Source organism: Amycolatopsis sp. NPDC114505, assembly GCF_055633615.1.
In genome coordinates this window covers 390,901-408,382 of the sequence record NZ_JBVKDV010000004.1, presented here as the reverse complement: position 1 = coordinate 408,382, position 17,482 = coordinate 390,901, and the positions used below count along the sequence as shown (strand labels likewise).

At 72.1% G+C, this 17,482-nt stretch carries 21 protein-coding genes and 1 tRNA gene; 11 read left to right on the top strand and 11 right to left on the bottom strand.

Going from position 1 to position 17,482, the window contains the following annotated elements; translation table 11 throughout:
• From ACZ7OU_RS40170 to ACZ7OU_RS40160, 3 genes are read right to left on the bottom strand one after another with little or no spacing between them, the layout of a single operon-like run.
• Positions 1 to 369 carry a DUF742 domain-containing protein gene (locus ACZ7OU_RS40170; RefSeq protein ID WP_470246113.1) on the bottom strand — a complete coding sequence of 123 codons (369 nt, stop codon included), beginning with the start codon at positions 367 to 369 and terminating at the stop codon, positions 1 to 3.
• Complete coding sequence (locus tag ACZ7OU_RS40165; protein ID WP_257919794.1) at positions 366 to 791, bottom strand: roadblock/LC7 domain-containing protein; 426 nt, start codon at positions 789 to 791, stop codon at positions 366 to 368. Before ACZ7OU_RS40165 ends, ACZ7OU_RS40170 begins: the two co-directional genes overlap by 4 nt.
• Positions 792 to 843: 52 nt before the next feature.
• Entirely contained in the window at positions 844 to 3,243 is a 2,400-nt protein-coding gene (locus ACZ7OU_RS40160) for a sensor histidine kinase (RefSeq protein ID WP_470259292.1), read from the bottom strand.
• A 559-nt stretch (positions 3,244 to 3,802) separates the two neighbouring features.
• Here ACZ7OU_RS40160 and ACZ7OU_RS40155 point away from each other — a divergent pair.
• From ACZ7OU_RS40155 to ACZ7OU_RS40140, 4 genes are read left to right on the top strand one after another with little or no spacing between them, the layout of a single operon-like run.
• Positions 3,803 to 5,197 (top strand): fatty acid desaturase, encoded by a 1,395-nt coding sequence (locus ACZ7OU_RS40155; protein WP_470246115.1) that lies wholly within the window; start codon positions 3,803 to 3,805, stop codon positions 5,195 to 5,197.
• Positions 5,197 to 5,385: a ferredoxin gene (locus tag ACZ7OU_RS40150; RefSeq protein WP_470246116.1), complete on the top strand. Its 189-nt coding sequence runs from the start codon at positions 5,197 to 5,199 to the stop codon at positions 5,383 to 5,385. Before ACZ7OU_RS40155 ends, ACZ7OU_RS40150 begins: the two co-directional genes overlap by 1 nt.
• Positions 5,382 to 6,605, top strand: a complete 1,224-nt coding sequence (locus ACZ7OU_RS40145) for an NAD(P)/FAD-dependent oxidoreductase (RefSeq protein WP_470259291.1) — start codon at positions 5,382 to 5,384, stop codon at positions 6,603 to 6,605. The genes ACZ7OU_RS40150 and ACZ7OU_RS40145 overlap by 4 nt, the downstream gene beginning before the upstream one ends.
• Complete coding sequence (locus tag ACZ7OU_RS40140) at positions 6,593 to 7,219, top strand: TetR/AcrR family transcriptional regulator (RefSeq protein ID WP_470259290.1); 627 nt, start codon at positions 6,593 to 6,595, stop codon at positions 7,217 to 7,219. The genes ACZ7OU_RS40145 and ACZ7OU_RS40140 overlap by 13 nt, the downstream gene beginning before the upstream one ends.
• A gap of 1 nt (position 7,220) precedes the next feature.
• Here the strand turns inward: ACZ7OU_RS40140 and ACZ7OU_RS40135 are convergent, their stop codons facing one another.
• From ACZ7OU_RS40135 to ACZ7OU_RS40120, 4 genes are read right to left on the bottom strand one after another with little or no spacing between them, the layout of a single operon-like run.
• A complete protein-coding gene (locus ACZ7OU_RS40135) occupies positions 7,221 to 8,048 on the bottom strand; it encodes a haloalkane dehalogenase (protein ID WP_470246119.1) in 828 nt (275 codons plus the stop codon).
• A gap of 11 nt (positions 8,049 to 8,059) precedes the next feature.
• The gene (locus ACZ7OU_RS40130) at positions 8,060 to 8,497 is read right to left on the bottom strand and encodes a MarR family winged helix-turn-helix transcriptional regulator (protein ID WP_470259289.1); all 438 of its coding nucleotides are present in this window, start codon (positions 8,495 to 8,497) and stop codon (positions 8,060 to 8,062) included.
• Between the two features lie 33 nt (positions 8,498 to 8,530).
• The gene (locus ACZ7OU_RS40125; RefSeq protein WP_470259678.1) at positions 8,531 to 9,739 is read right to left on the bottom strand and encodes a kynureninase; all 1,209 of its coding nucleotides are present in this window, start codon (positions 9,737 to 9,739) and stop codon (positions 8,531 to 8,533) included.
• Positions 9,736 to 10,107 carry a DUF5997 family protein gene (locus tag ACZ7OU_RS40120; RefSeq protein ID WP_470259288.1) on the bottom strand — a complete coding sequence of 124 codons (372 nt, stop codon included), beginning with the start codon at positions 10,105 to 10,107 and terminating at the stop codon, positions 9,736 to 9,738. Before ACZ7OU_RS40120 ends, ACZ7OU_RS40125 begins: the two co-directional genes overlap by 4 nt.
• Before the next feature lie 42 nt (positions 10,108 to 10,149).
• Here ACZ7OU_RS40120 and ACZ7OU_RS40115 point away from each other — a divergent pair, with 42 nt between their 5' ends.
• Positions 10,150 to 10,872, top strand: a complete 723-nt coding sequence (locus ACZ7OU_RS40115; protein WP_470259287.1) for a LysR substrate-binding domain-containing protein — start codon at positions 10,150 to 10,152, stop codon at positions 10,870 to 10,872.
• A 16-nt stretch (positions 10,873 to 10,888) separates the two neighbouring features.
• Here ACZ7OU_RS40115 and ACZ7OU_RS40110 read toward each other — a convergent pair whose 3' ends face one another.
• Positions 10,889 to 11,170, bottom strand: coding sequence for an early set domain-containing protein (locus tag ACZ7OU_RS40110; protein ID WP_470246123.1), 282 nt, complete (start codon positions 11,168 to 11,170; stop codon positions 10,889 to 10,891).
• Between the two features lie 209 nt (positions 11,171 to 11,379).
• On the opposite strand from ACZ7OU_RS40110, the gene ACZ7OU_RS40105 reads away from it, so the two are divergent.
• Positions 11,380 to 11,895: a hypothetical protein gene (locus tag ACZ7OU_RS40105; RefSeq protein ID WP_470246124.1), complete on the top strand. Its 516-nt coding sequence runs from the start codon at positions 11,380 to 11,382 to the stop codon at positions 11,893 to 11,895.
• Between the two features lie 62 nt (positions 11,896 to 11,957).
• Positions 11,958 to 12,182, top strand: coding sequence for a hypothetical protein (locus ACZ7OU_RS40100; RefSeq protein ID WP_470246125.1), 225 nt, complete (start codon positions 11,958 to 11,960; stop codon positions 12,180 to 12,182).
• Positions 12,183 to 12,376: 194 nt separating this feature from the next.
• Here the strand turns inward: ACZ7OU_RS40100 and ACZ7OU_RS40095 are convergent, their stop codons facing one another.
• Positions 12,377 to 13,390 (bottom strand): hypothetical protein, encoded by a 1,014-nt coding sequence (locus ACZ7OU_RS40095; protein WP_470259286.1) that lies wholly within the window; start codon positions 13,388 to 13,390, stop codon positions 12,377 to 12,379.
• Positions 13,391 to 13,569: 179 nt separating this feature from the next.
• Here ACZ7OU_RS40095 and ACZ7OU_RS40090 point away from each other — a divergent pair, with 179 nt between their 5' ends.
• From ACZ7OU_RS40090 to ACZ7OU_RS40080, 3 genes are all read left to right on the top strand, one after another.
• Positions 13,570 to 14,541, top strand: coding sequence for a hypothetical protein (locus ACZ7OU_RS40090; protein WP_470259285.1), 972 nt, complete (start codon positions 13,570 to 13,572; stop codon positions 14,539 to 14,541).
• A gap of 78 nt (positions 14,542 to 14,619) precedes the next feature.
• Entirely contained in the window at positions 14,620 to 15,414 is a 795-nt protein-coding gene (locus ACZ7OU_RS40085) for a metalloregulator ArsR/SmtB family transcription factor (RefSeq protein WP_470259284.1), read from the top strand.
• A 5-nt stretch (positions 15,415 to 15,419) separates the two neighbouring features.
• Positions 15,420 to 16,010, top strand: a complete 591-nt coding sequence (locus ACZ7OU_RS40080; protein ID WP_470259283.1) for a dihydrofolate reductase family protein — start codon at positions 15,420 to 15,422, stop codon at positions 16,008 to 16,010.
• Between the two features lie 135 nt (positions 16,011 to 16,145).
• Here the strand turns inward: ACZ7OU_RS40080 and ACZ7OU_RS40075 are convergent.
• Positions 16,146 to 16,219 (bottom strand) — tRNA-Ile (locus tag ACZ7OU_RS40075).
• Between the two features lie 211 nt (positions 16,220 to 16,430).
• Between ACZ7OU_RS40075 and ACZ7OU_RS40070 the strand changes: the two genes are divergently transcribed.
• Positions 16,431 to 16,658 carry a hypothetical protein gene (locus ACZ7OU_RS40070; RefSeq protein WP_470259282.1) on the top strand — a complete coding sequence of 76 codons (228 nt, stop codon included), beginning with the start codon at positions 16,431 to 16,433 and terminating at the stop codon, positions 16,656 to 16,658.
• Positions 16,659 to 16,922: 264 nt separating this feature from the next.
• Here the strand turns inward: ACZ7OU_RS40070 and ACZ7OU_RS40065 are convergent, their stop codons facing one another.
• On the bottom strand, positions 16,923 to 17,444 hold the full coding sequence (locus ACZ7OU_RS40065) for a dihydrofolate reductase family protein (RefSeq protein WP_470259281.1): 522 nt from the start codon (positions 17,442 to 17,444) through the stop codon (positions 16,923 to 16,925).
• Positions 17,445 to 17,482: the final 38 nt, after the last annotated feature.

Here is a 17,482-nt window from a genome sequence, read left to right as displayed (position 1 = left end):
TCAGTACTTGATGAGGCCATCGAGAACCGCCTGGAGAGTTTCGAGGTCCGGCGACTGCGCCGGGTTGTGGGTGGGGGAGCGCGTGATCACGAGGCCGCGTTCGATCAGGTCGCCGACGAGCACGCGCACGACCCCCAGCGGGATCTTCACGTAGACGGCGATCTCGGCCACCGAAACCGGGTGGCGGCACAGCTGCACGATCGCGACGTGCTCCGGGCCCAGCCCGACCGGCTCCTGCTCCGAGCGCAGCGTCATCACCTGCGTCGACAGGTCGAGCCGCGCCGCGTCGGACGGTGTCCGGCCGCTGGTGATCGTGTAGGGCCGGACCAGCGGCCCGGCGGCCTCGTCGTACCAGCCTTCGTCACTCACGTGGCCTCCCGCAGGATCTGCGCCGCTTCGCGCGGCGCCGACACCATGTAGTCGCCGACCCGTTTGACCAGGCGGCTCATCTCGTAGGCGATCATCTCGACGTCGACGTTGTCCGCGGCCAGCACGGCGAGGCAAGCGCCCGCGCCGGCGGCCGAGACGAACAGGTAGCCGCGCTCCATCTCGATCATGTTCTGCAGCACGGGGCCGCGGTTGAACTGCTTGCTCACCCCCTTGGCCAGGCTCTGCAGGCTGGAGGCGATGGCCGACAGCTGGTCGGAGTCGTCCTTGCTCATGCCGGCCGACTTGCCGATCAGCAGCCCGTCGGCGGACAGCACGATGGCGTTCTGCGCGCCGACCACGCGGTTGACCACGTCGTCGAGCAGCCAGTTGAGATCGGGTTTGGGGTTCCCGTACTCGTTCATGCGTCAGAGACCTTGACTTTCCTCTAAGGACTTTTCTGTGTGCTGTCGGGGATCAGGCATCGTCCGACCGGACCCGCCCCCGGCGCGTGCCCTTGTGGAACGCCGCGAGCGTGCGGGCGGTCCCCTCGCCGGGTGCGACGACGTCGTCGCTTTCGTCGGGTTCGGTTTCGAGCTGGGCGACGAGGTTCTGCTGCGGTTCGCGCCGGGGCAGCCGGGGCCGGTCGTCGGTGGGGCCGGCCGGTGTGGCGGCCGCCGGTGCCGGCTCCGCGGCGGGCGGCGGGGTGGCCACCGGCACGGCGGGCAGCGGGTCGGGCGGGGTGAGCGCGCGTGCCGGGTACGGCCTCGGCTTGGCCTCTCGCTTCATCGGGATCTGGCCGGTGAACGAGCTGGGCGAGTCCAGGGAACCGCTCGAGCTCTCCGCGGCGGCGGGTGCGCCCACCGGGGCGAGGACCGCGGTGGTCTCCGCCGGGGACGAGCCGGGCTCGGCGGGGAGCTCCTCCTGCTGGCCGGCCAGGTGCTGGGACGGGATCAGCACGGTGGCGCGGAGACCGCCGTAGCGGGACGGGTCGAAGGTCACGGTCATGCCGAGCTTCGCCGCCAGCCGCGCGACCACGAACAGGCCGAGGCTGGAGTCGGCCCGCAGCGCCATCGCGTCGAACTCGGGCGCCTCGGCCATCATCGCGTTGGCCCAGTCGCGGACGCCGTCCTTCATGCCGAGCCCCTGGTCCGACACGTCGACGACGATCCCGCGCGCGACCGCGCGGCTGGTGACCTCGACCGGGGACCCGGGCGGCGAGAACGACGTCGCGTTGTCGACCAGCTCGGCGACGAGGTGGATCGTGTCGGCCACCGCGGCGCCGACGATCGCGACGTCGGGCACCTGCTCGACCTGGACCCGGGCGTACTGCTCGGTTTCCGAGACGGCCGCGCGCAGGACCTCCATCAGCGCCACCGGCTTGCGCCAGCGGCGGCCCGGCTGCTTGCCGCCGAGGATGATCAGGTTCTCGGTGGTGCGGCGGGCGCGGGCGGCGAGGTGGTCGAGCTGGAACAGCGAGGCCAGCTGCGTCGAGTTGTCCTCGCGGGCTTCCATCTCGTCGAGGATCTGCAGCTGCTGGTGGACCAGGACCTGGTTGCGGTGCGCGATGCCGAGGAACACGTTGTGCACGCCGCTGCGGGCTTTCGCCTCGCTCGCCGCGGCGTTGACGGCGGTCAGCTGGGCGGTGTTGAACGCCTCCGCCACCTGGCCGATCTCGTCGCGGCCGTGGTCGAGCTGCGGGAGCTCTTCCTTCAGGTCGACGGCTTCGCCGTTCTTCAGCCGCGCCACGATGTCCGGCAGCCGGTTGCGGGCGAGGTCGAGCGAGTCGTTGCGCAGCCGCGCGAGGCGTGTCATCAGGGCGCGGTCGACGAGCGAGCGGGACACCCGCACCGCGACGATGATCGCCGCCAGCGACGCGAGCAGCGCCAGGATGCTGCCGATGATCACGTTGCGCAGCTGGGCGTCACCGGAGTCGATCGCGGCCGCGGAAACCTTGTCCGCCTGGGTGATCGCGAGGTCGTTGAGCCCCTGGGCGACCTGGTTGGTCGCGTTCAGCCAGTCCGTTTCGGACACGGGCACGGAGTTCTGTTCGCTGGGCGACCACGGGCCGTGCTTGACGATCCCCACCTCGGCGGTGGCCAGCTGCTGCCAGGCCGTGCTCTTGGTCAGCGTCTGGTACCTGGTGCGGACGCTCGGGTCGAGGAACGGCTCGATCTGCGCCAGCTGCGTCCGGTAGGTCCCGGACAGCTGCGCGAACTGGGCGAAGTCGTCGGGCGCGAAGGTACCGGCCGAGAAGGCCGTCGACACGAGCGACGTTTCGCGCGACATGGCGTCCCCGGCGCGGAAGACCGAGGTCGCCGTGATGCCACCGGTCGCCGCGTCGGCGTCGGGCACGACGCGGGCCTGGGTGTCGAAGAGGTTCGACGCCGTGTCCATCACGCCGTTGTAGTAGTTGTTGACCTGGCCGCGGTCGATGCTGCGGAAGCTGATCTGCGAGCGCAGCACAGGCAGCTGGTCGAACTGGGACTTCAGGGCGTTGACCTTGGCCGCGATCTCGTCCGGCGCGTTGGAGATCGTCGCGGCGAACGCGTCCTGCAGGGCGCCGAGCTTTTCGTCGGTCGCCTTCTGCTGCACCTGGAGCCGGCCCGGGCCGAGCGCCGGGTCGTCGAGGTACTGCAGCGCGGTCTGGCGTTCCTTCTGGAACTCGGCGAGCGCCGTGGCGGCGGGGATGGACACCTCGCGCACGGACGCCGCGACCAGCCGGACGTAAACGCCGTTGAAGAGGAAGTAGGAGGAGACCGCGATCCACAGCACCAGCAGGGTCACGCTGGGAATGAGAACGGTCCTGGTCAGCCTTTTGCGGATCGACTTGTCGTACGGCTTGTCCGACTCGTCCTGAGCGTCTTTGTTCTGCACGGCGGTTCACGAACTCCTGAGTGACGGTCGGCGATAAACGGGGACCCGGACGAGGAAGCGGACACGACGATGGGACACAGCTGCCGCCGTCACCCGTCTTCGCCTCACCCTCCGTGTTGCCGCGGAATCGATCAGGGTCCGTTTTTTACCACGAACCACTGAGCCGCGGTGGTCCTGGCCTGGTCTCCGGACGGTTGTCCGCCGGCTGTTGAACAGTGTTTACCGAGTGCGTCCGGGCGATTACCCGCATTTCCTCTGGTAACGGGCCCGGGCGGTTTTTCCGGCTCTTGCACACTGGGCCGAACGGGTGAAAGTGAAGTAGTCCGGTTCGCCGCGCCGGGGTGTTCACGGGACGAGAAAGAACGGGCAGGGGCGGTGCCCGGGCGACCGCCATTGACGGCCTGTTCGTGACAACAGAGCGTGCTGCCACACCGGGAAGATGATCTTCGTCACGAGCGGCGAGAGATGATTCCGCCGAGCTTTACATCGGACGAACTCTTGTCAATCGAGCTGTACATCCACTATCGTTCTGTAAACCCAGCCAACGGAGGAGGGTGTGATGATCGGAGCGACGATCCCCGCCGGGTCGACCGAGCGGTGGCGCGACCGCAAGCGCTACCTGTGGCTCATCGGCCTGGTCGTGCCGTCCCTGGCGTTTCTCGCCATCGGCCTGCACGCGGCCACGGGCTGGTCCGTCTGGTTCTGGATCGGGCCCATCGTGATCCTCGTGATCGTGCCCGTCATCGACCTGCTCGCCGGGCTCGACCAGAGCAACCCGCCCGACGACGTCCTCGAACGGCTGGAGCAGGACCGCTACTACCGCTGGATCACCTTCGCCTTCCTGCCCGTGCAGTACCTCGGCTTCGCCGCCGCGTTCTGGCTGATCGCCCGCGGCGACCTGGGCGTCGCCGACAAGATCGGGCTCGCCGCGTCGATCGGCTGCATCGGCGGGATCGGCATCAACACCGCGCACGAACTGGGCCACAAGAAGGAAAGCCACGAGCGCTGGCTGTCGAAGATCGCGCTGGCGCAGAGCTTCTACGGCCACTTCTACATCGAGCACAACCGCGGCCACCACGTCCGCGTGGCGACGCCGGAGGACCCGGCGAGCAGCCGCGTCGGCGAAAGCTTCTACCGCTTCTGGCCGCGCACCGTCTTCGGCTCGCTGAAGTCGGCGTGGCGCCTGGAGCGCAAGCGCTACGCCCGCCGGGACAAGCACCCGTACCGCCTCGGCAACGACGTCCTCAACGCCTGGCTGATGTCGGCGGTCCTCTGGGCCGCGATGATCGCGTGGCTCGGCGTGGAAATCCTGCCGTACCTGGTGATCCAGGCCGTCATCGGGTTTTCGCTGCTGGAGGTCGTCAACTACATGGAGCACTACGGCATGCTGCGGCAGCGCGTCGGCGCGCCCGGTAAGCGCCGCTACGAGCGCGTGGATCCCAGCCACAGCTGGAACTCCAACAACATCGCCACCAACGTCCTGCTCTACCACCTGCAGCGGCACAGCGACCACCACGCCAACCCGACCCGGCGCTACCAGACGCTGCGCGACTTCGCCGAGTCGCCGGTGCTGCCCACCGGGTACGCCGGGATGATCGTGCTGGCGCTGGTCCCGCCGCTGTGGCGCCGGGTGATGGACCCGCGCGTGCTCGCCCACTTCGACGGCGACCTCTCCCGGGCCAACCTCCAGCCGGGCAAGCGGGACAAGCTCCTCGCGCGCTACGGGACCCGCGTCACGAGGGATGTCCGGGAGACGGCCGACACCCGTGGCGACGCCAGCGAGGGCGGCATGTGCCCGGGCTGCGGCTACGTCTACGACGAGAAGCTCGGCGACCCGCGCGAGGGCTTCCCGGCCGGCACGCCGTGGTCGGCGATCCCGGACTCGTGGTGCTGCCCGGACTGCGGCGTGCGCGAGAAGGTCGACTTCGTCGCACCGGGCCGGGTGGGTGCGTGATGCGGATCGAAGCGGACCGCGGCAAGTGCGACGGCCTGGGCATGTGCGAGGCGATGGCGCCGGACTTCTTCGAGGTGGGCGACGACGGCACGGTCGTGGTGCTCGACGAGCGCCCCGGCGAGGAACACCGGACGGACCTCGCCGCGGCGGTCGACTCCTGTCCCGTGCTGGCGTTGAAGCTGCTGTGACCCTCCTCGTCGTCGGCGCCTCGCTGGCCGGGCTGCGCGCGGTGGAGTCCGCGCGCCGCACCGGGTACCGCGGCCGGATCGTGCTGGCCGGGGCCGAGGAGCACCTGCCCTACGACCGGCCCCCGCTGTCGAAGGCGTTCCTCGACGCCGGCGGGCCCGGCCGCGTCGAGCCGTTCCACTCCGAAACCGCGCTGCGGGACGAACTCGGCGTCGAACTGATGCTGGGCGCTCCGGCCGAAAGCCTCGACACCGGCGCGCGCGAAGTGACCGTCGCGGGCACGGCCGTGCCCTACGAGGCTTTGGTCATCGCCACCGGCGCGACCGCTCGAAGCCTTCCGGGAGCGCGCACGCTGCGGACGGCCGAAGACGCCCTCGCGGTGCGCGCGGCGCTGGACGACGGCGCGCGCACGGTCGTGATCGGCGCCGGGTTCATCGGCTCGGAAGTCGCGTCGGCGGCACGCAAGCGCGGCCTGCCGGTGACGATCGTGGAGGCGTCGGCCGTCCCGCTCGCCCGCGCGGTCGGGCCGGAAGCCGGCGCGGAGCTGACCTCGCTGCACCGCGAAGCGGGGACCGAGCTGCGGCTCGCCACCGAGGTCACCGGCGTCGGCGGCGACGGCGTCCGGCTGGCCACCGGCGAAGTCCTGCCCGCGGACCTCGTGGTCGCCGGGATCGGCGCGGCGCCGGCCACCGGCTGGCTCGAGGGCAGCGGGCTGACGCTGCACGAGCGTGACCGCGGCGTGGTGTGCGACGCGACGCTGTCGGCCGGACCGCCGGGTGTCTACGCGGCGGGCGACGTCGCGCACGTGGCGAACCCGCTGTTCGACGGCGAGCCGATGCGGCCGGAGCACTGGACGAACGCGGCCGAGCAGGGCGCGGCCGCCGCTCGCCACGCGCTCGACCCGGCGTCGGCGCGGGCACTCGAAGCCGTGCCGTACTTCTGGTCCGACTGGTACGGCCACCGGATCCAGTTCGTCGGCACCCCGCGCGCCGACGAGGTCGTGTCCGCGCGCGGGGTGACGCTGTACCGGCGCGGCGACCGGCTCGTCGGCGCGCTGACCGTCGACCGCCCGCGCGAGATCATGAAGTACCGCCGGCGCGTGGCCGCGCGAGCCGCCTGGATCGACACAGTGGCGCGAAGCGCCTCCGTTGAGGGTGGTGGCGGGGGCATGGGAGGAGGAGGCGCTGGCCTTCGCGGGTGCGGCCTAGGATGGCGACCATGAGTGCGGCACTTCCGGCGGCGCCCGAAGGTGGTCAGCACCGGCAGCCGATCATCACCGCGGCGATCGAGCTGACCGCGCGGTCCGGCTGGCAGGCGGTCACGATGGCGCGGCTGGCCGAGGTCGTCGGCGTGAGCCGCCAGACCGTCTACAACGAGATCGGTTCGAAGGCCGCGCTGGCCGAGGCGATGGTCAGCCACGAGCTCGACCGGTTCCTCTCGGTCGTCGTCGCGGCCTTCGACCGGCACGAGAGCGACCTGGTCGAGGCGATGTACGACGCCGTCCGCGCCGTCCTCGAGCTGGCCGACGACAACATCCTGCTGCGCGCGATCGCCTCCGCCACGCACGGCACCGCCCCCGAGCTGCTCCCGCTGCTGACCACCGAAGCGGGCACGCTCTTGACGCGGGCGAAGGTGATGCTCACCGCGCGCGTCGCCGCCTACCGCCCCCCGCTCGCCGACGAGCAGGTCGCCGTCGTGATCGACATCGTCGTGCGCACGGTGCTCAGCCACGTCATGCAGCCGTCGGACACCCCCGCCCGCACCGCCGACTCCCTGGCGTGGGTCGCCGCCCGCGTCCTCGGCGTGGACGCGACCCCGCCGCTGCGGCACCGCTGACTCACCGGAGGCCGCGGCGGTCCAGCCACGCCGAGATCCCGGTGCCGATCGCCTCGGGCCGGTCCTCCTGCGCGTGGTGCCCGGCCTCCCCGCCGGGGACGACGTCGAGCGCGGCGATGTTCTCTTCGCACCACCGCGCCACCTTCTCGCCGATGGACAGCGTGGGGGAGCCCTCGAACGTCATCAGCAGCTTCGGCGTGCCGGTGCTGGTGGCCAGCCACTCGTCGTAGGCCTCGATGCGCGGGATCAGCTCGGCCGGTTCGCCGCCGAGCGGCAGCTGCCGCGCCCACGCGAGCACCGGCCGGCGGCTCTCGGGGGTGGGGAACGGCGCGAGGTACGGCTCGAGGTCGGCCACCGGCGTGCGCACGCCGCCGGTGAACGCCTGCCGGATGAACAGGTCCTGCGTCAGCACCAGCTCTTCGCCGACGCCCGGCGTGCGGATCTTCCGCGTCCGCTCGACCGCCTGCGGCGACAGGTCATCCCAGGCCAGCGGCTTGACGATGGCTTCGAAGAACGCCACCCCGCGGACGCGGCCGGGGTGGCGGGCGGCGTGGTCGAAGGCGAGCGCGCCGCCCCAGTCGTGGCCGACGAGGACGACGTCGTCCAGGCCGAGCGCGTCGAACCAGGCGTCGAGGTACCGGGCGTGGTCGGCGAAGGAGTAGGCGATGTCGGGCTTGGCCGAGCGGCCCATGCCGATGAGGTCGGGCGCGAGCAGCCGGCCGCCGCCGACGTGGGGGAGGACGTTCCGCCAGCCGTGCGACGAGCCGGGGTTGCCGTGCAGGAAGACGATCGGGGTGCCGGAACCGGATTCTTCGTAGTGGAGGTCCATGGGGTGTCCCTTCAGGGAGCCAGCGGGGTGTCGAGCAGGAGCGTGAGCTCGCGGGTCAGTGCCGCGGTGCGGTCCCCGTCCCGGCCGCCGAGCGGCGCGAGAAGCCGGTCGAGCAGCTCGGCCACGGTCGCGATCGCCGGCTCGACGACGTCGCGGCCGCGGGCGGTGAGGCTCAGCCGGACCGTCCGGGTGTCGGCGGTGTCGCGGGTGCGTTCGACGAGACCGTCCGCGTCGAGGGCGCGGGCGAGCTTCGAGACGTAGAGCGCTTCCAGGCCGGTGTGGTCGGCGAGTTCGCGCTGGCTGGGGCTTTCCCCGGCGCGTTCGAGGCCGGAGAGCGAAGCCAGGAAGACGTACTGGGCGTGCGTCAGCCCGACCGGCGCGAGGGCGCGGTCGACGGCCGCCCGCCACTTCATGGACAGTCGCCAGACGAGGTGGCCGGGGGTGCTCATGTCAAATACAGTACATGGCTACTAAGTACATGGCTACTGTCCGGCGAGCTCCCGGATCCGGTCCATGGCCGCCCGGACCTCGGTGAACCCGGTGGTCAGCGGGCTCAGTCCGACGCGGATGCCGTCGGGACGGCGGAAGTCGATCAGCACGCCGTGCTCGATGAGCACGCGGGAAAGCCGATCGGCGTCCGGGTGCCGCAGGGTGACGTGCCCGCCGCGGCGGGCGTCTTCGCGCGGCGAGGCCACGGTGAAGCCGAGCGGGACGAGCCACTCGTCGGCGAGGGCCAGCACCCAGCGCCCCAGCGCGACGGCCTTGGCCCGCACGCGCTCGATCCCGGCCTCGGCCAGCAGCGCGACGCCTTCCTGGACGCCCACCATGCCCAGCACCGGCGGGGTGCCGGACAGCGCGCGCCGGATGCCGGGCGCCGGCACGTAGTGCTCGGCCATGCCGAACGTGTCGGCCGCGCCCATCCAGCCGGTGATCGGCTGCCCGAAGTCCGCGTGGTGGCGGGCGTTCACGTAGAGGAAGGCGGGCGCGCCGGGCCCCGCGTTGAGGAACTTGTACGTGCAGCCGACGGCGAAGTCGGCCCCGCCGGCGTCCAGCTCGACCGGGATCGAGCCGACGCTGTGGCAGAGGTCCCAGACGGTGAGGGCGCCGCGGTCGTGCACCAGCCGCGTGATCCCGGCGAGATCGGCGATCGCGGCGGTGCGGTAGTCCACATGGGACAGCACCACGGCGGCGGTCCGCGGCCCGGTGACCGCCGCGACGTCGTCCGGGCGGACGTCGGCCGCTTCGATCCACCGGACCGTGTGACCGAGCTCCGCGGCGACGCTCTCGACGAGGAACCGGTCGGTGGGGAAGTTGACGGAGTCGGTGACGATCTCGTCGCGCCCCGGCCGGAGCGCGGCCGCCGCGCGCAGCGTCTTGTACAGGCACACGGACGTCGAGTCGGCGACGATGGTCTGGCCGGGAGCGGCGCCCAGTGCGACGCGGCCCAGCTCGTCCCCGATCCGTTCGGGCAGCGCGAGCCAGCGCTCTTCCCAGGACCGGATCAGCCGCGCGCCCCACTCGTCGGCGACGAGCTCCCGCAGCCGTTCGGCGGTGGCGCGCAGCGGGCGGCCCAGCGAGTTCCCGTCGAGGTAGGCGACGACGCCGGGGTCGGTGATCGGGACGAAGCGGTCCCGGAACGCGGCCAGCTCGTCCGCGGCGTCGAGGCGCCGGGCCTCCTCGAGCGTGGTCAGTGGTCCTTCTCCTGGACCCGCACGGTTTCCTTGCGCACCTCGGCCTGCGTGGCGCGTTCCCGCACCAGCCAGTCGGGGCTTTCGGCCTTCAGGGCGTCGATCTGCTCGGTGGTGAGGGCCTCGGTGATCCCGCCGCGGCTGAGGCCGCCGATGGAGACGCCGAGCTTCGCCGCGACGACCGGGCGCGGGTGCGGGCCGGTGCGGCGCAGCTCGCGCAGCCACTCGGGCGGGTCGGTCTGCAGCGCGTTCAGCTCGTCGCGCGAGACGACGCCCTCCTGGAACTCGGGGGGCGTGGCTTCGAGGTACACACCCAGCTTCTTCGCCGCCGTCGCGGGCTTCATCGTCTGGGAGGTCTTGTGCGACGTCATGCCGTCCAGGGTAGCCAGCGCCCCGCCCGGTAGCCTGACCCGGTGACCTCGTTCCGTCTCGCGTACGTCCCGGGTACGACCCCCGCCAAGTGGGTGCGGACGTGGGGCGAGCGGCAGCCGGACGTGCCGCTCGAGCTGGTCCCGGTCGCCGCGGCCGACGCGACGGGCCTGCTCCGCGAGGGCGGCGCGCACGCGGCGCTGCTGCGGTCCCCGATCGACCGCGACGGCCTGCACGCGATCCCGCTCTACACCGAGACGACGGTGGTCGTGGTCGCCAAGGACCACCTGCTCGCCGCGGCGGACGAAGTGTCCACAGCGGACTTGGCGGACGAGGTCGTGCTGCATCCGTCGGACGACACGATCGAGTGGCCTTCGCCCCCGGGCCGGCCCGCCGTGTCCCGCCCGGAGACGACGGCCGACGCGATCGAGCTGGTGGCCGCGGGGGTCGGCGTCCTGGTGGTCCCGCAGTCCCTGGCCCGCCTGCACCACCGCCGTGACCTGACGTACCGGACGATCACGGACGCACCGCAGTCGAGCGTCGCGCTGTCGTGGCTCGAGGACGAGACGACGGACCTGATGGAGACGTTCATCGGGATCGTGCGCGGCCGCACGGTCAACAGCACGCGCGGACGCACGCAGCCGGCGCCGGAGGAGAAGAAGCGCCCGGAACGCAAGCCCGCGCCGGCGAAGTCGGCGGGGAAGCGCCCGGCCCGCCGAACCGGCGGCGGCGCGCCCAAGCGCGGGAAGCCGCGCCGCAAGTCCTGACCGCCGGCCGCGCGCCTCAGTTCGTCGAGTAGACGCAGTTGCCGTCGGCGCGGTCCGGCAGGTCGGGGTCGTCGAACCACAGGCCGTCCTCGCCGAGGTACCGGAACTGGATGACCGTCCCCGGCGTCACGTCCACCGACGCGGACCGGCGGCCGTTGGAGCGCGTGGTCAGGTGGTGGCGGCCGGGCGTCCAGTCGTTGAAGGAGCCCACCACGCTCACGCGGCCGGGGGGTGCCCCGGCGGGGAGGCTGAACGTCACCCGCTGAGCGCCGGCCCGGCTCTTGCTGGTCTTGATCACGCTGCGACGGCCTTTCGGAGAAGGAAAAACGAGGGGGGCGTGCTCGGCACTGAGCGCCGACATGATGACACACCTGTCACAGTCCGGTCACCCGCAGTGCCCGAAGGAATTACCCAGCCGCTCAACGGTTCGCCACCGACCGGGTGGTCCTGCCGCGAACCATGATCATCTTGCTGCCGGACGTGCTTTCCGGTGCGAGACTGGCTGCCGTGACCGTCGCCGCTGATCGTCAAGTCAAGGACCCGTGTGCCTGGCTCAGCGCCGTCACCCTCGACCTCGCCGGAATTCACCCGGCCGATACCCGAGGGGTGCTTTTGACGGTGTGGGACGGGCTGGTCGCCGCCCGGCTCGCCGGGCTGCACGCCGCCGCGGCCTCGCCTCGCTGGCGGGTCCGGCAATGCCACGCCGAATCGGTCGAGTTCGATCTCGCCGTCCAGCTGGCTCGCAACTGCACTGTCGGCACGGGCCTGGCGATCCCGGCCCGGCTGCCCGGAGCCGCCGTCGCCTGGCCGGTGGAGCGGGCCGACGCCGCCGTCGCCGCGATCATCTCCTTCTGTGCCACCGCGGAGACGATGTTGCGCCGGGCGGGCGAGCTGACCCCGGTGTGGGAGGACAGCCTGCTCGGGCCGGTGTCGCTGACCCGCTGGCTGGCCGACTCCTGGGCGGGCCGCCACCCGGGCTGCCCCCTGCGGCTCCCGGTACCCCCGCCGTCGTGGTGGCGGTGAACGCCGTCCGTCAGGGGAAGGCTGGGCCGGCCGAACCCGGCGCCGGGCGAAAGGAGGCCGGGGTGGCCACATCAGCTGTCCCGCCCACAAGACTCCCGCACGAGACCCGCGCAGCGGTGCGCGAGGTGCTGCTGGCGGAGCTGACCTCCGCCGGCACGCGCGCGCGAGCCGAGGGCTGCCCACCGGAGGTGCTGTCGGACATCCTGGACGCGCGGCTGCGGTTGGTCGCGGAGGATGCCCGGGATGGTTGCTGTGAGCCGGGTTTCGTCGGTGAGGGTGGCGTTTGAATCGCGGCCGGTGCTTGCGGTCGGGTTCGGTGGCCGAGGAAGTCCGGGGCGGTTGTTGCGAGCCCGGCCTGGTCGGCCAGGGTGGTGCCTGAACCTGGCCGGGTGCCGCTGCGTTCGGTGGCCGAGGAGTCGGGGCGGCCGTCGCGAGCCCAGCCCTGTCGGTGAGGGTCGTGTCGGACCCCGGCCGACCGCGCTCAGCGGCCGAGGATGGCCAGCACCGTCGTCACTATCCGGTCGAGCGTCGCCTCGTCGGCGAGGGCCGCCGCCAGCCAGTCGTCGCGGGTGGATCCGTTGTGCGGCAACCGGTCCAGCGCACTCCCACCCGACCCGAACACCCGCCGGACGACCGCCGTGACCGCCGTCCGCGGATCCTCGCCGCGGTCCAGGCGGGCCTCGATCGCGCGCAATGCCTCCTCGGCCTGGCCGGCGAGGCGAGCGTCGTCGGCCTCGTCCGGGTCGACCAGGCGCAGCGGGGCCGGCTCGGCCGCGCCGTCCGCCGGCATCGGGGCGACCGGTGCCCGCTTGTGCCCGAGGGGGCGCTCGACGTGCTCGGCGTACCACTTCGGGCGGCTGCGCATCGCGGTCAGGACCGTCCGCACCTCGCGGTCGAGCGTGTCGCGCGTGTCGCGGCCGGCCGGTGGCGCCCCGGTGACCTCCGCGCGGCGGGCGGCCCAGCCGTCGAGCGGCCACAGCTCCGCGCCCGCGGTCGCCGGCACCCCCGCCCACACCAGGATCTGGAGGGCGAGGTCGCACAGCCACCGGTCGCCGCCGAGGGCTTCGCCCAGCCAGGCCGGCAGCCGGGGCCGTTGCAGGGCCCCGATTTCGCCGCGCCGCCGCCGGTGCGCGTCGACCGTCGCCGGGCTGAGGCGGGTCGCCAGCCAGCCGTCGAAGTTCTCGATCGGGTCCGTCGCGCGCCGCAAAGCGTGCTCGACGACGGCCTCGACGTCGTCGTGGAAGCGGTCGAGGCAGTCGGGGCGCAGCCATTCGAGCCCGCGGGCGCAGTCCGGGTGCCGGCGCTGCCGTTCCAGCGGCTTGGTGATCCGGGCGAAGACCAGCGGCCAGGCGACGGAGTAGACCGCGCCGCGCAGGCGGGCGCGGTCGCCGGGCGGGGCGGCCGAGGCCGAGTCCGCCAGCCTGCCGTCGCGGGCCAGCTTCCGGACCCCGGCGACGTCGGCCGGTCCGGTCGTCGGAAAAGTGGTGTCGAGCAACTTGTCCTCCCCGGATGTCGTCGACGGGGAAATGGTCGGTCAGCCGGGGAACCGGAAAAGGCCGCCGCCTGGCCGAATAGCGCCGGAACTGGCCAGCCACTGGCCACTCCGGAATCACCTGATCGGCGCAGCCCGCACCGCCGATCGCCCGGAAGTCCGCGTGTCACAATCGAAATCCCATGGCATACGAGGACGGGTTGCTCCGCGAGCTCACCACTTTGCGCCGCGGCTGGGGATTGGAAACCGAACGGCTGCGCGGCCGGCTCGGGCCGCTCGTTTCCGGCTGGTGTGAAATCCACCGGACGGCGAACGACCGTGAAGCGCGGCGGGTGCTGCGTGACGCCATTTCCGCCGCGATCGCCGAGTTCCCGGCGGACGACCGGCTGGCGGTCAACGTCGCGCTGGGCATCGCTCCCGGCGCGCAGCACGCGTTGCTCAGCGACCGCGTCGAGGTGCTCGCGGACCAGCTGCGGGTGTCCGCGCGCACGGCCCGGCGCCGGATCGACCGGTCGTTCGCGCGGCTGGCCGCCGAGATCGAGGCCGGCCTGCGGCCCGGTGACGGCGCGCCCGACGACCCGGACCAGGGCTGGTTCGTCAAGCGGCTGCGCGCCATCGTGCGGCTGGACACCGACGGGCCGGAGCTGATCGAAGAACGCCAGATCGTCGCGACGCGCGACGGGCTGAGCCGGATCTCCGCGCAGTTCACCGTGCCCCGCGTCGACGACGGCGGCGACGGCGAACGGCTGGTGGCCGCCGATGCCCAGCACGGTGTCCGGATCACCGACGCCAAGCGGGTGGGGCAGCGGCACTTCCGCTGGCTGCTCGACCTCCCGCGGCCGCTGGCGCGCGGGGACACCCACACGTACGCGCTGGTGATCCGGGTCCGGGACGGCCTGCCGATCCGGCCGTCGTACGCGTTCCTGCCGCTGGTGACGTGCGAGTCGTTCACCGTGCGGGTCCGGTTCGACCCGCAGCGGCTGCCGCGGACGGTGTGGCGCCTGGACCGGGTCCCGCCCTCGGTGCTCGCCGACCCCGCCAAACCGGGCCCGGCGCTGAGGCTCGACGGCGCGTGCGAGGTGGCGCAGGAGTTCAAGGCTCCGCAGCTGGGCTACGCCTACGGGTTGCGCTGGGTGCCCCAGGAAAGTCCCTGAGTGATATTCCTTGACTTGAATATTCTTTCATGTGAATGCTTCGGCTTGTAAATACTTCGGCTTGTGAATACTGGGGGCATGGAAGACGGGATCGCGGCAGCATTGGGGGACGCGGCACGGTGGCGCATCGTCGAGCTCCTCGCCGAGCGTCCCCGGTCGGTCGGCGAGCTGGCCGAGCTGACCGGCCTCCGGCAGCCGCAAGCCACCAAGCACCTCCAGACCCTCGCCCGGGCCGGGCTCGTCACCGTGTTCCCGCTGGGGCAGCGTCGCGTCTACGCCCTCGAGGCCGAGCCGTTGGCGGCCTTCGCGGGGAAGCTGACGGAGCTGGCGAAGGCGACCGAAGCGCACGAAGGCGAGCGGGACGTCGTGATGCGGTACCGCGCGGCCATCGAAGAGGACGCCGCGGCCGCGGACCGCGACCAGTGGGCGGACGGGCGGGAGTTCGCGTTCGAGCGGCTGCTGGCCGTGCCGCGTGAGGCCGTCTGGCGGCACTGGACCGACCCGGAGCTGCTGGCGTCGTGGTGGGTCCCGCCGTCGATGACGGTCACCGCTTGCGTCCTCGAGCCGCGGACCGGCGGGCGCGCGGTGCTCGCCTACCGCGACGCCGACGGCGAATACCACTCGGAAGGGTGGGTCCGCCTCGCCGGCGAGCCCGGGCGGCTCGCGTTCGACCTGGCGGTCACGGGCGCCGCGTCCTTCACCGGCCACTACGACCTCGAGTTGACGCCGGTGCCCGGCGGCACCCGGTTGCGGCTCGGCCTGCGCATCACCGCGACGACGGTCGGCGCCGTCTCCGCCATCGCCGGGATCGAAACGGGCTGGGACCAGGTGCTCGACCACCTCACCGAAGTGCTCACCCAGGAAAAGAGCTGACGACCATGACCGAGCGCAGAGTCACCGCGAACCTGAGCCTCACGCTCGACGGGCGCTACCGCGGCCCCGGTGGGCCCGGCGACATGGGCGCGATCGTCTCGTACGCGACCACCGACGTCGCACGCCGCCACCTGACGCGGATCTGGGAGGGCGCGACGACGGCGGTGCTCGGCCGTCTCAACGCCGAAGGTTTCCTGGGCTTCTGGCCGACAGTGGCCGCGGACGAGAACTCCGACCCGCGCGACCGCGGTTACGCGAAGTGGCTGGTGGACGTGGAAAAGGTGGTGTTCTCGTCGACGGTGAGCGAGTCGCCGTGGGAGCGCACCCGCGTGGTGAACGCCCCGGCCGCGGACGTCATCGCGGATCTGAAAGCCACCGGATCGGGTGACATCCTGGTCAACAGCAGCGCAAGCATCATCAAGGCTTTGCTGTCGGCGAACCTGCTCGACCGCCTGTACCTGATGACCTGCCCGGAGATAGCGGGCGGCGGCCCCCGCCTGTTCGACGACGGCCTACCGGCGTCGAAGTGGCGCCTGACCCACCACGAAACGGGCGACCAAGGCGAGACGGCAGCGGTCTACGACCGCATGCATTGACGTCCATTGTGGACGGTGTGGCCGAACCGCGAAACGCGACCACCACGTGCCGGGGGTCCGGGGGTTGTCCCCCGGGTAGATACTGCGGGCACCGGCGAAGGTGCGTCAGCACCGAGCAGCCGGAGCCGCCTCGGGTGGGGCGGGCGGGGCTCGAACCCGCGGCCAAGGGATTATGAGTCCCCTGCTCTAACCAACTGAGCTACCGCCCCCGGGATTTGCATTCGCACAGAAGACTCAGTTCGCTTCAAGCTATCACAGCGGCCATCCGGGCAGATCCGGTAGGCCAAACAGGTTGAAGTGCCCACCGACCGGCGCAGCCTCGTCTAGGTTGCAAGGGCGTCACCGCTGAACGGAACGGCGGGAGGGTGGGCGATGGTCTCGATACCGCGAGCCACTCCGCACGGCCCGTACGCGCTTCGGTTGGCGCTGCTGGACGCACTCATCGCCGGGGCGGGCCTGGGCTACCTGGCGCACCAGTACCGGGAGACGCTCGTGGCGAACCTCGCGGCCATCGGCCTGGGTCTGCTGTTCGCGTTCGCGCTGGGCTACGCCCTCCGCGCGGCGGCCCGAGTCCTGCGCCGAGCGAACCGCCGCGTGGACGCGATTTTCGCCGAAGAACTGCGGAAGCCGTCCCCTCGACCGCGGTGAGAGTGCGGATTCCGCTCAGTTTCCCGGACTGCTGGTGGGGAACGCGGGCGTGGTGGCCGTCGTTTCGGGTGGGGTCGTGGTGACCGGCGGCGTCGGCGAACCGTAGGCCGCGTAGGCGAACCAGATCTGGCCCGAACGTGGCCTGCGCCGCCCGACCGATCGGCGCGGGCGACGGTGGCTGAAGCGCCGGCGAAGGCCACCGCGCCGGCCGTCACCACGAGGGCACCGGCTCGCTCCCCGCTGTACACAGTGGACGGTGCCGGGTCACGCCACCCGGTACCAGAAGTTCCCGATCGCCCCCGTGGTGCTCAGCTCCACGGGCTCGAGCCGCACCCGCGTGCCGCCGGGGTGGTCGAACAGCCGGACCCCATCGCCGAGCAGGATCGGGGCTATGTGCACCAGCACCTCGTCCAGCAGACCGGCTTCCAGGCAGCGGCGGGCCGTCGTGGCGCCCAGCACCGCGACGTACCCGTCCCCGGCCGCCGAGGACGCCGCCGCCACCGCCTTGCCCAGGTCGTCGACCAGGGTGAAGCCCGGTGACGGCGCCGCGTCGCGGGTCACCACGAAGATCGGGCCCTCCCAGCTGCCGCCGTACACCTTGCCCTCGGCCGTCGTCGCCGGCGCGTACGTGTTGTGCCCCATCACCACCGCCCCGATCTGCCCGAGGAGCCGCGAAACGACCGGGCTCGGCCCGGCGGGCAGGCCGGACATCCACGTCATGTCGTCGGCGGGGCCGGCGACGAAGCCGTCGAGGGACATCGTGATGTGGTAGAGGATCTTGGCCATGGTGGCGCCTTCCGGTAGAGGGTCACCCTTACCGACGG

Coding starts and splice junctions, on each gene's coding strand:
- ACZ7OU_RS40120 (WP_470259288.1), bottom strand. CDS start 10,107: ATGACGTCGCACAAGACCTCCCAGACGATGAAGCCCGCGACGGCGGCG.
- ACZ7OU_RS40150 (WP_470246116.1), top strand. CDS start 5,197: ATGCGGATCGAAGCGGACCGCGGCAAGTGCGACGGCCTGGGCATGTGC.
- ACZ7OU_RS40165 (WP_257919794.1), bottom strand. CDS start 791: ATGAACGAGTACGGGAACCCCAAACCCGATCTCAACTGGCTGCTCGAC.
- ACZ7OU_RS40065 (WP_470259281.1), bottom strand. CDS start 17,444: ATGGCCAAGATCCTCTACCACATCACGATGTCCCTCGACGGCTTCGTC.
- ACZ7OU_RS40090 (WP_470259285.1), top strand. CDS start 13,570: ATGGCATACGAGGACGGGTTGCTCCGCGAGCTCACCACTTTGCGCCGC.
- ACZ7OU_RS40140 (WP_470259290.1), top strand. CDS start 6,593: ATGGCGACCATGAGTGCGGCACTTCCGGCGGCGCCCGAAGGTGGTCAG.
- ACZ7OU_RS40085 (WP_470259284.1), top strand. CDS start 14,620: ATGGAAGACGGGATCGCGGCAGCATTGGGGGACGCGGCACGGTGGCGC.
- ACZ7OU_RS40135 (WP_470246119.1), bottom strand. CDS start 8,048: ATGGACCTCCACTACGAAGAATCCGGTTCCGGCACCCCGATCGTCTTC.
- ACZ7OU_RS40155 (WP_470246115.1), top strand. CDS start 3,803: ATGATCGGAGCGACGATCCCCGCCGGGTCGACCGAGCGGTGGCGCGAC.
- ACZ7OU_RS40080 (WP_470259283.1), top strand. CDS start 15,420: ATGACCGAGCGCAGAGTCACCGCGAACCTGAGCCTCACGCTCGACGGG.
- ACZ7OU_RS40130 (WP_470259289.1), bottom strand. CDS start 8,497: ATGAGCACCCCCGGCCACCTCGTCTGGCGACTGTCCATGAAGTGGCGG.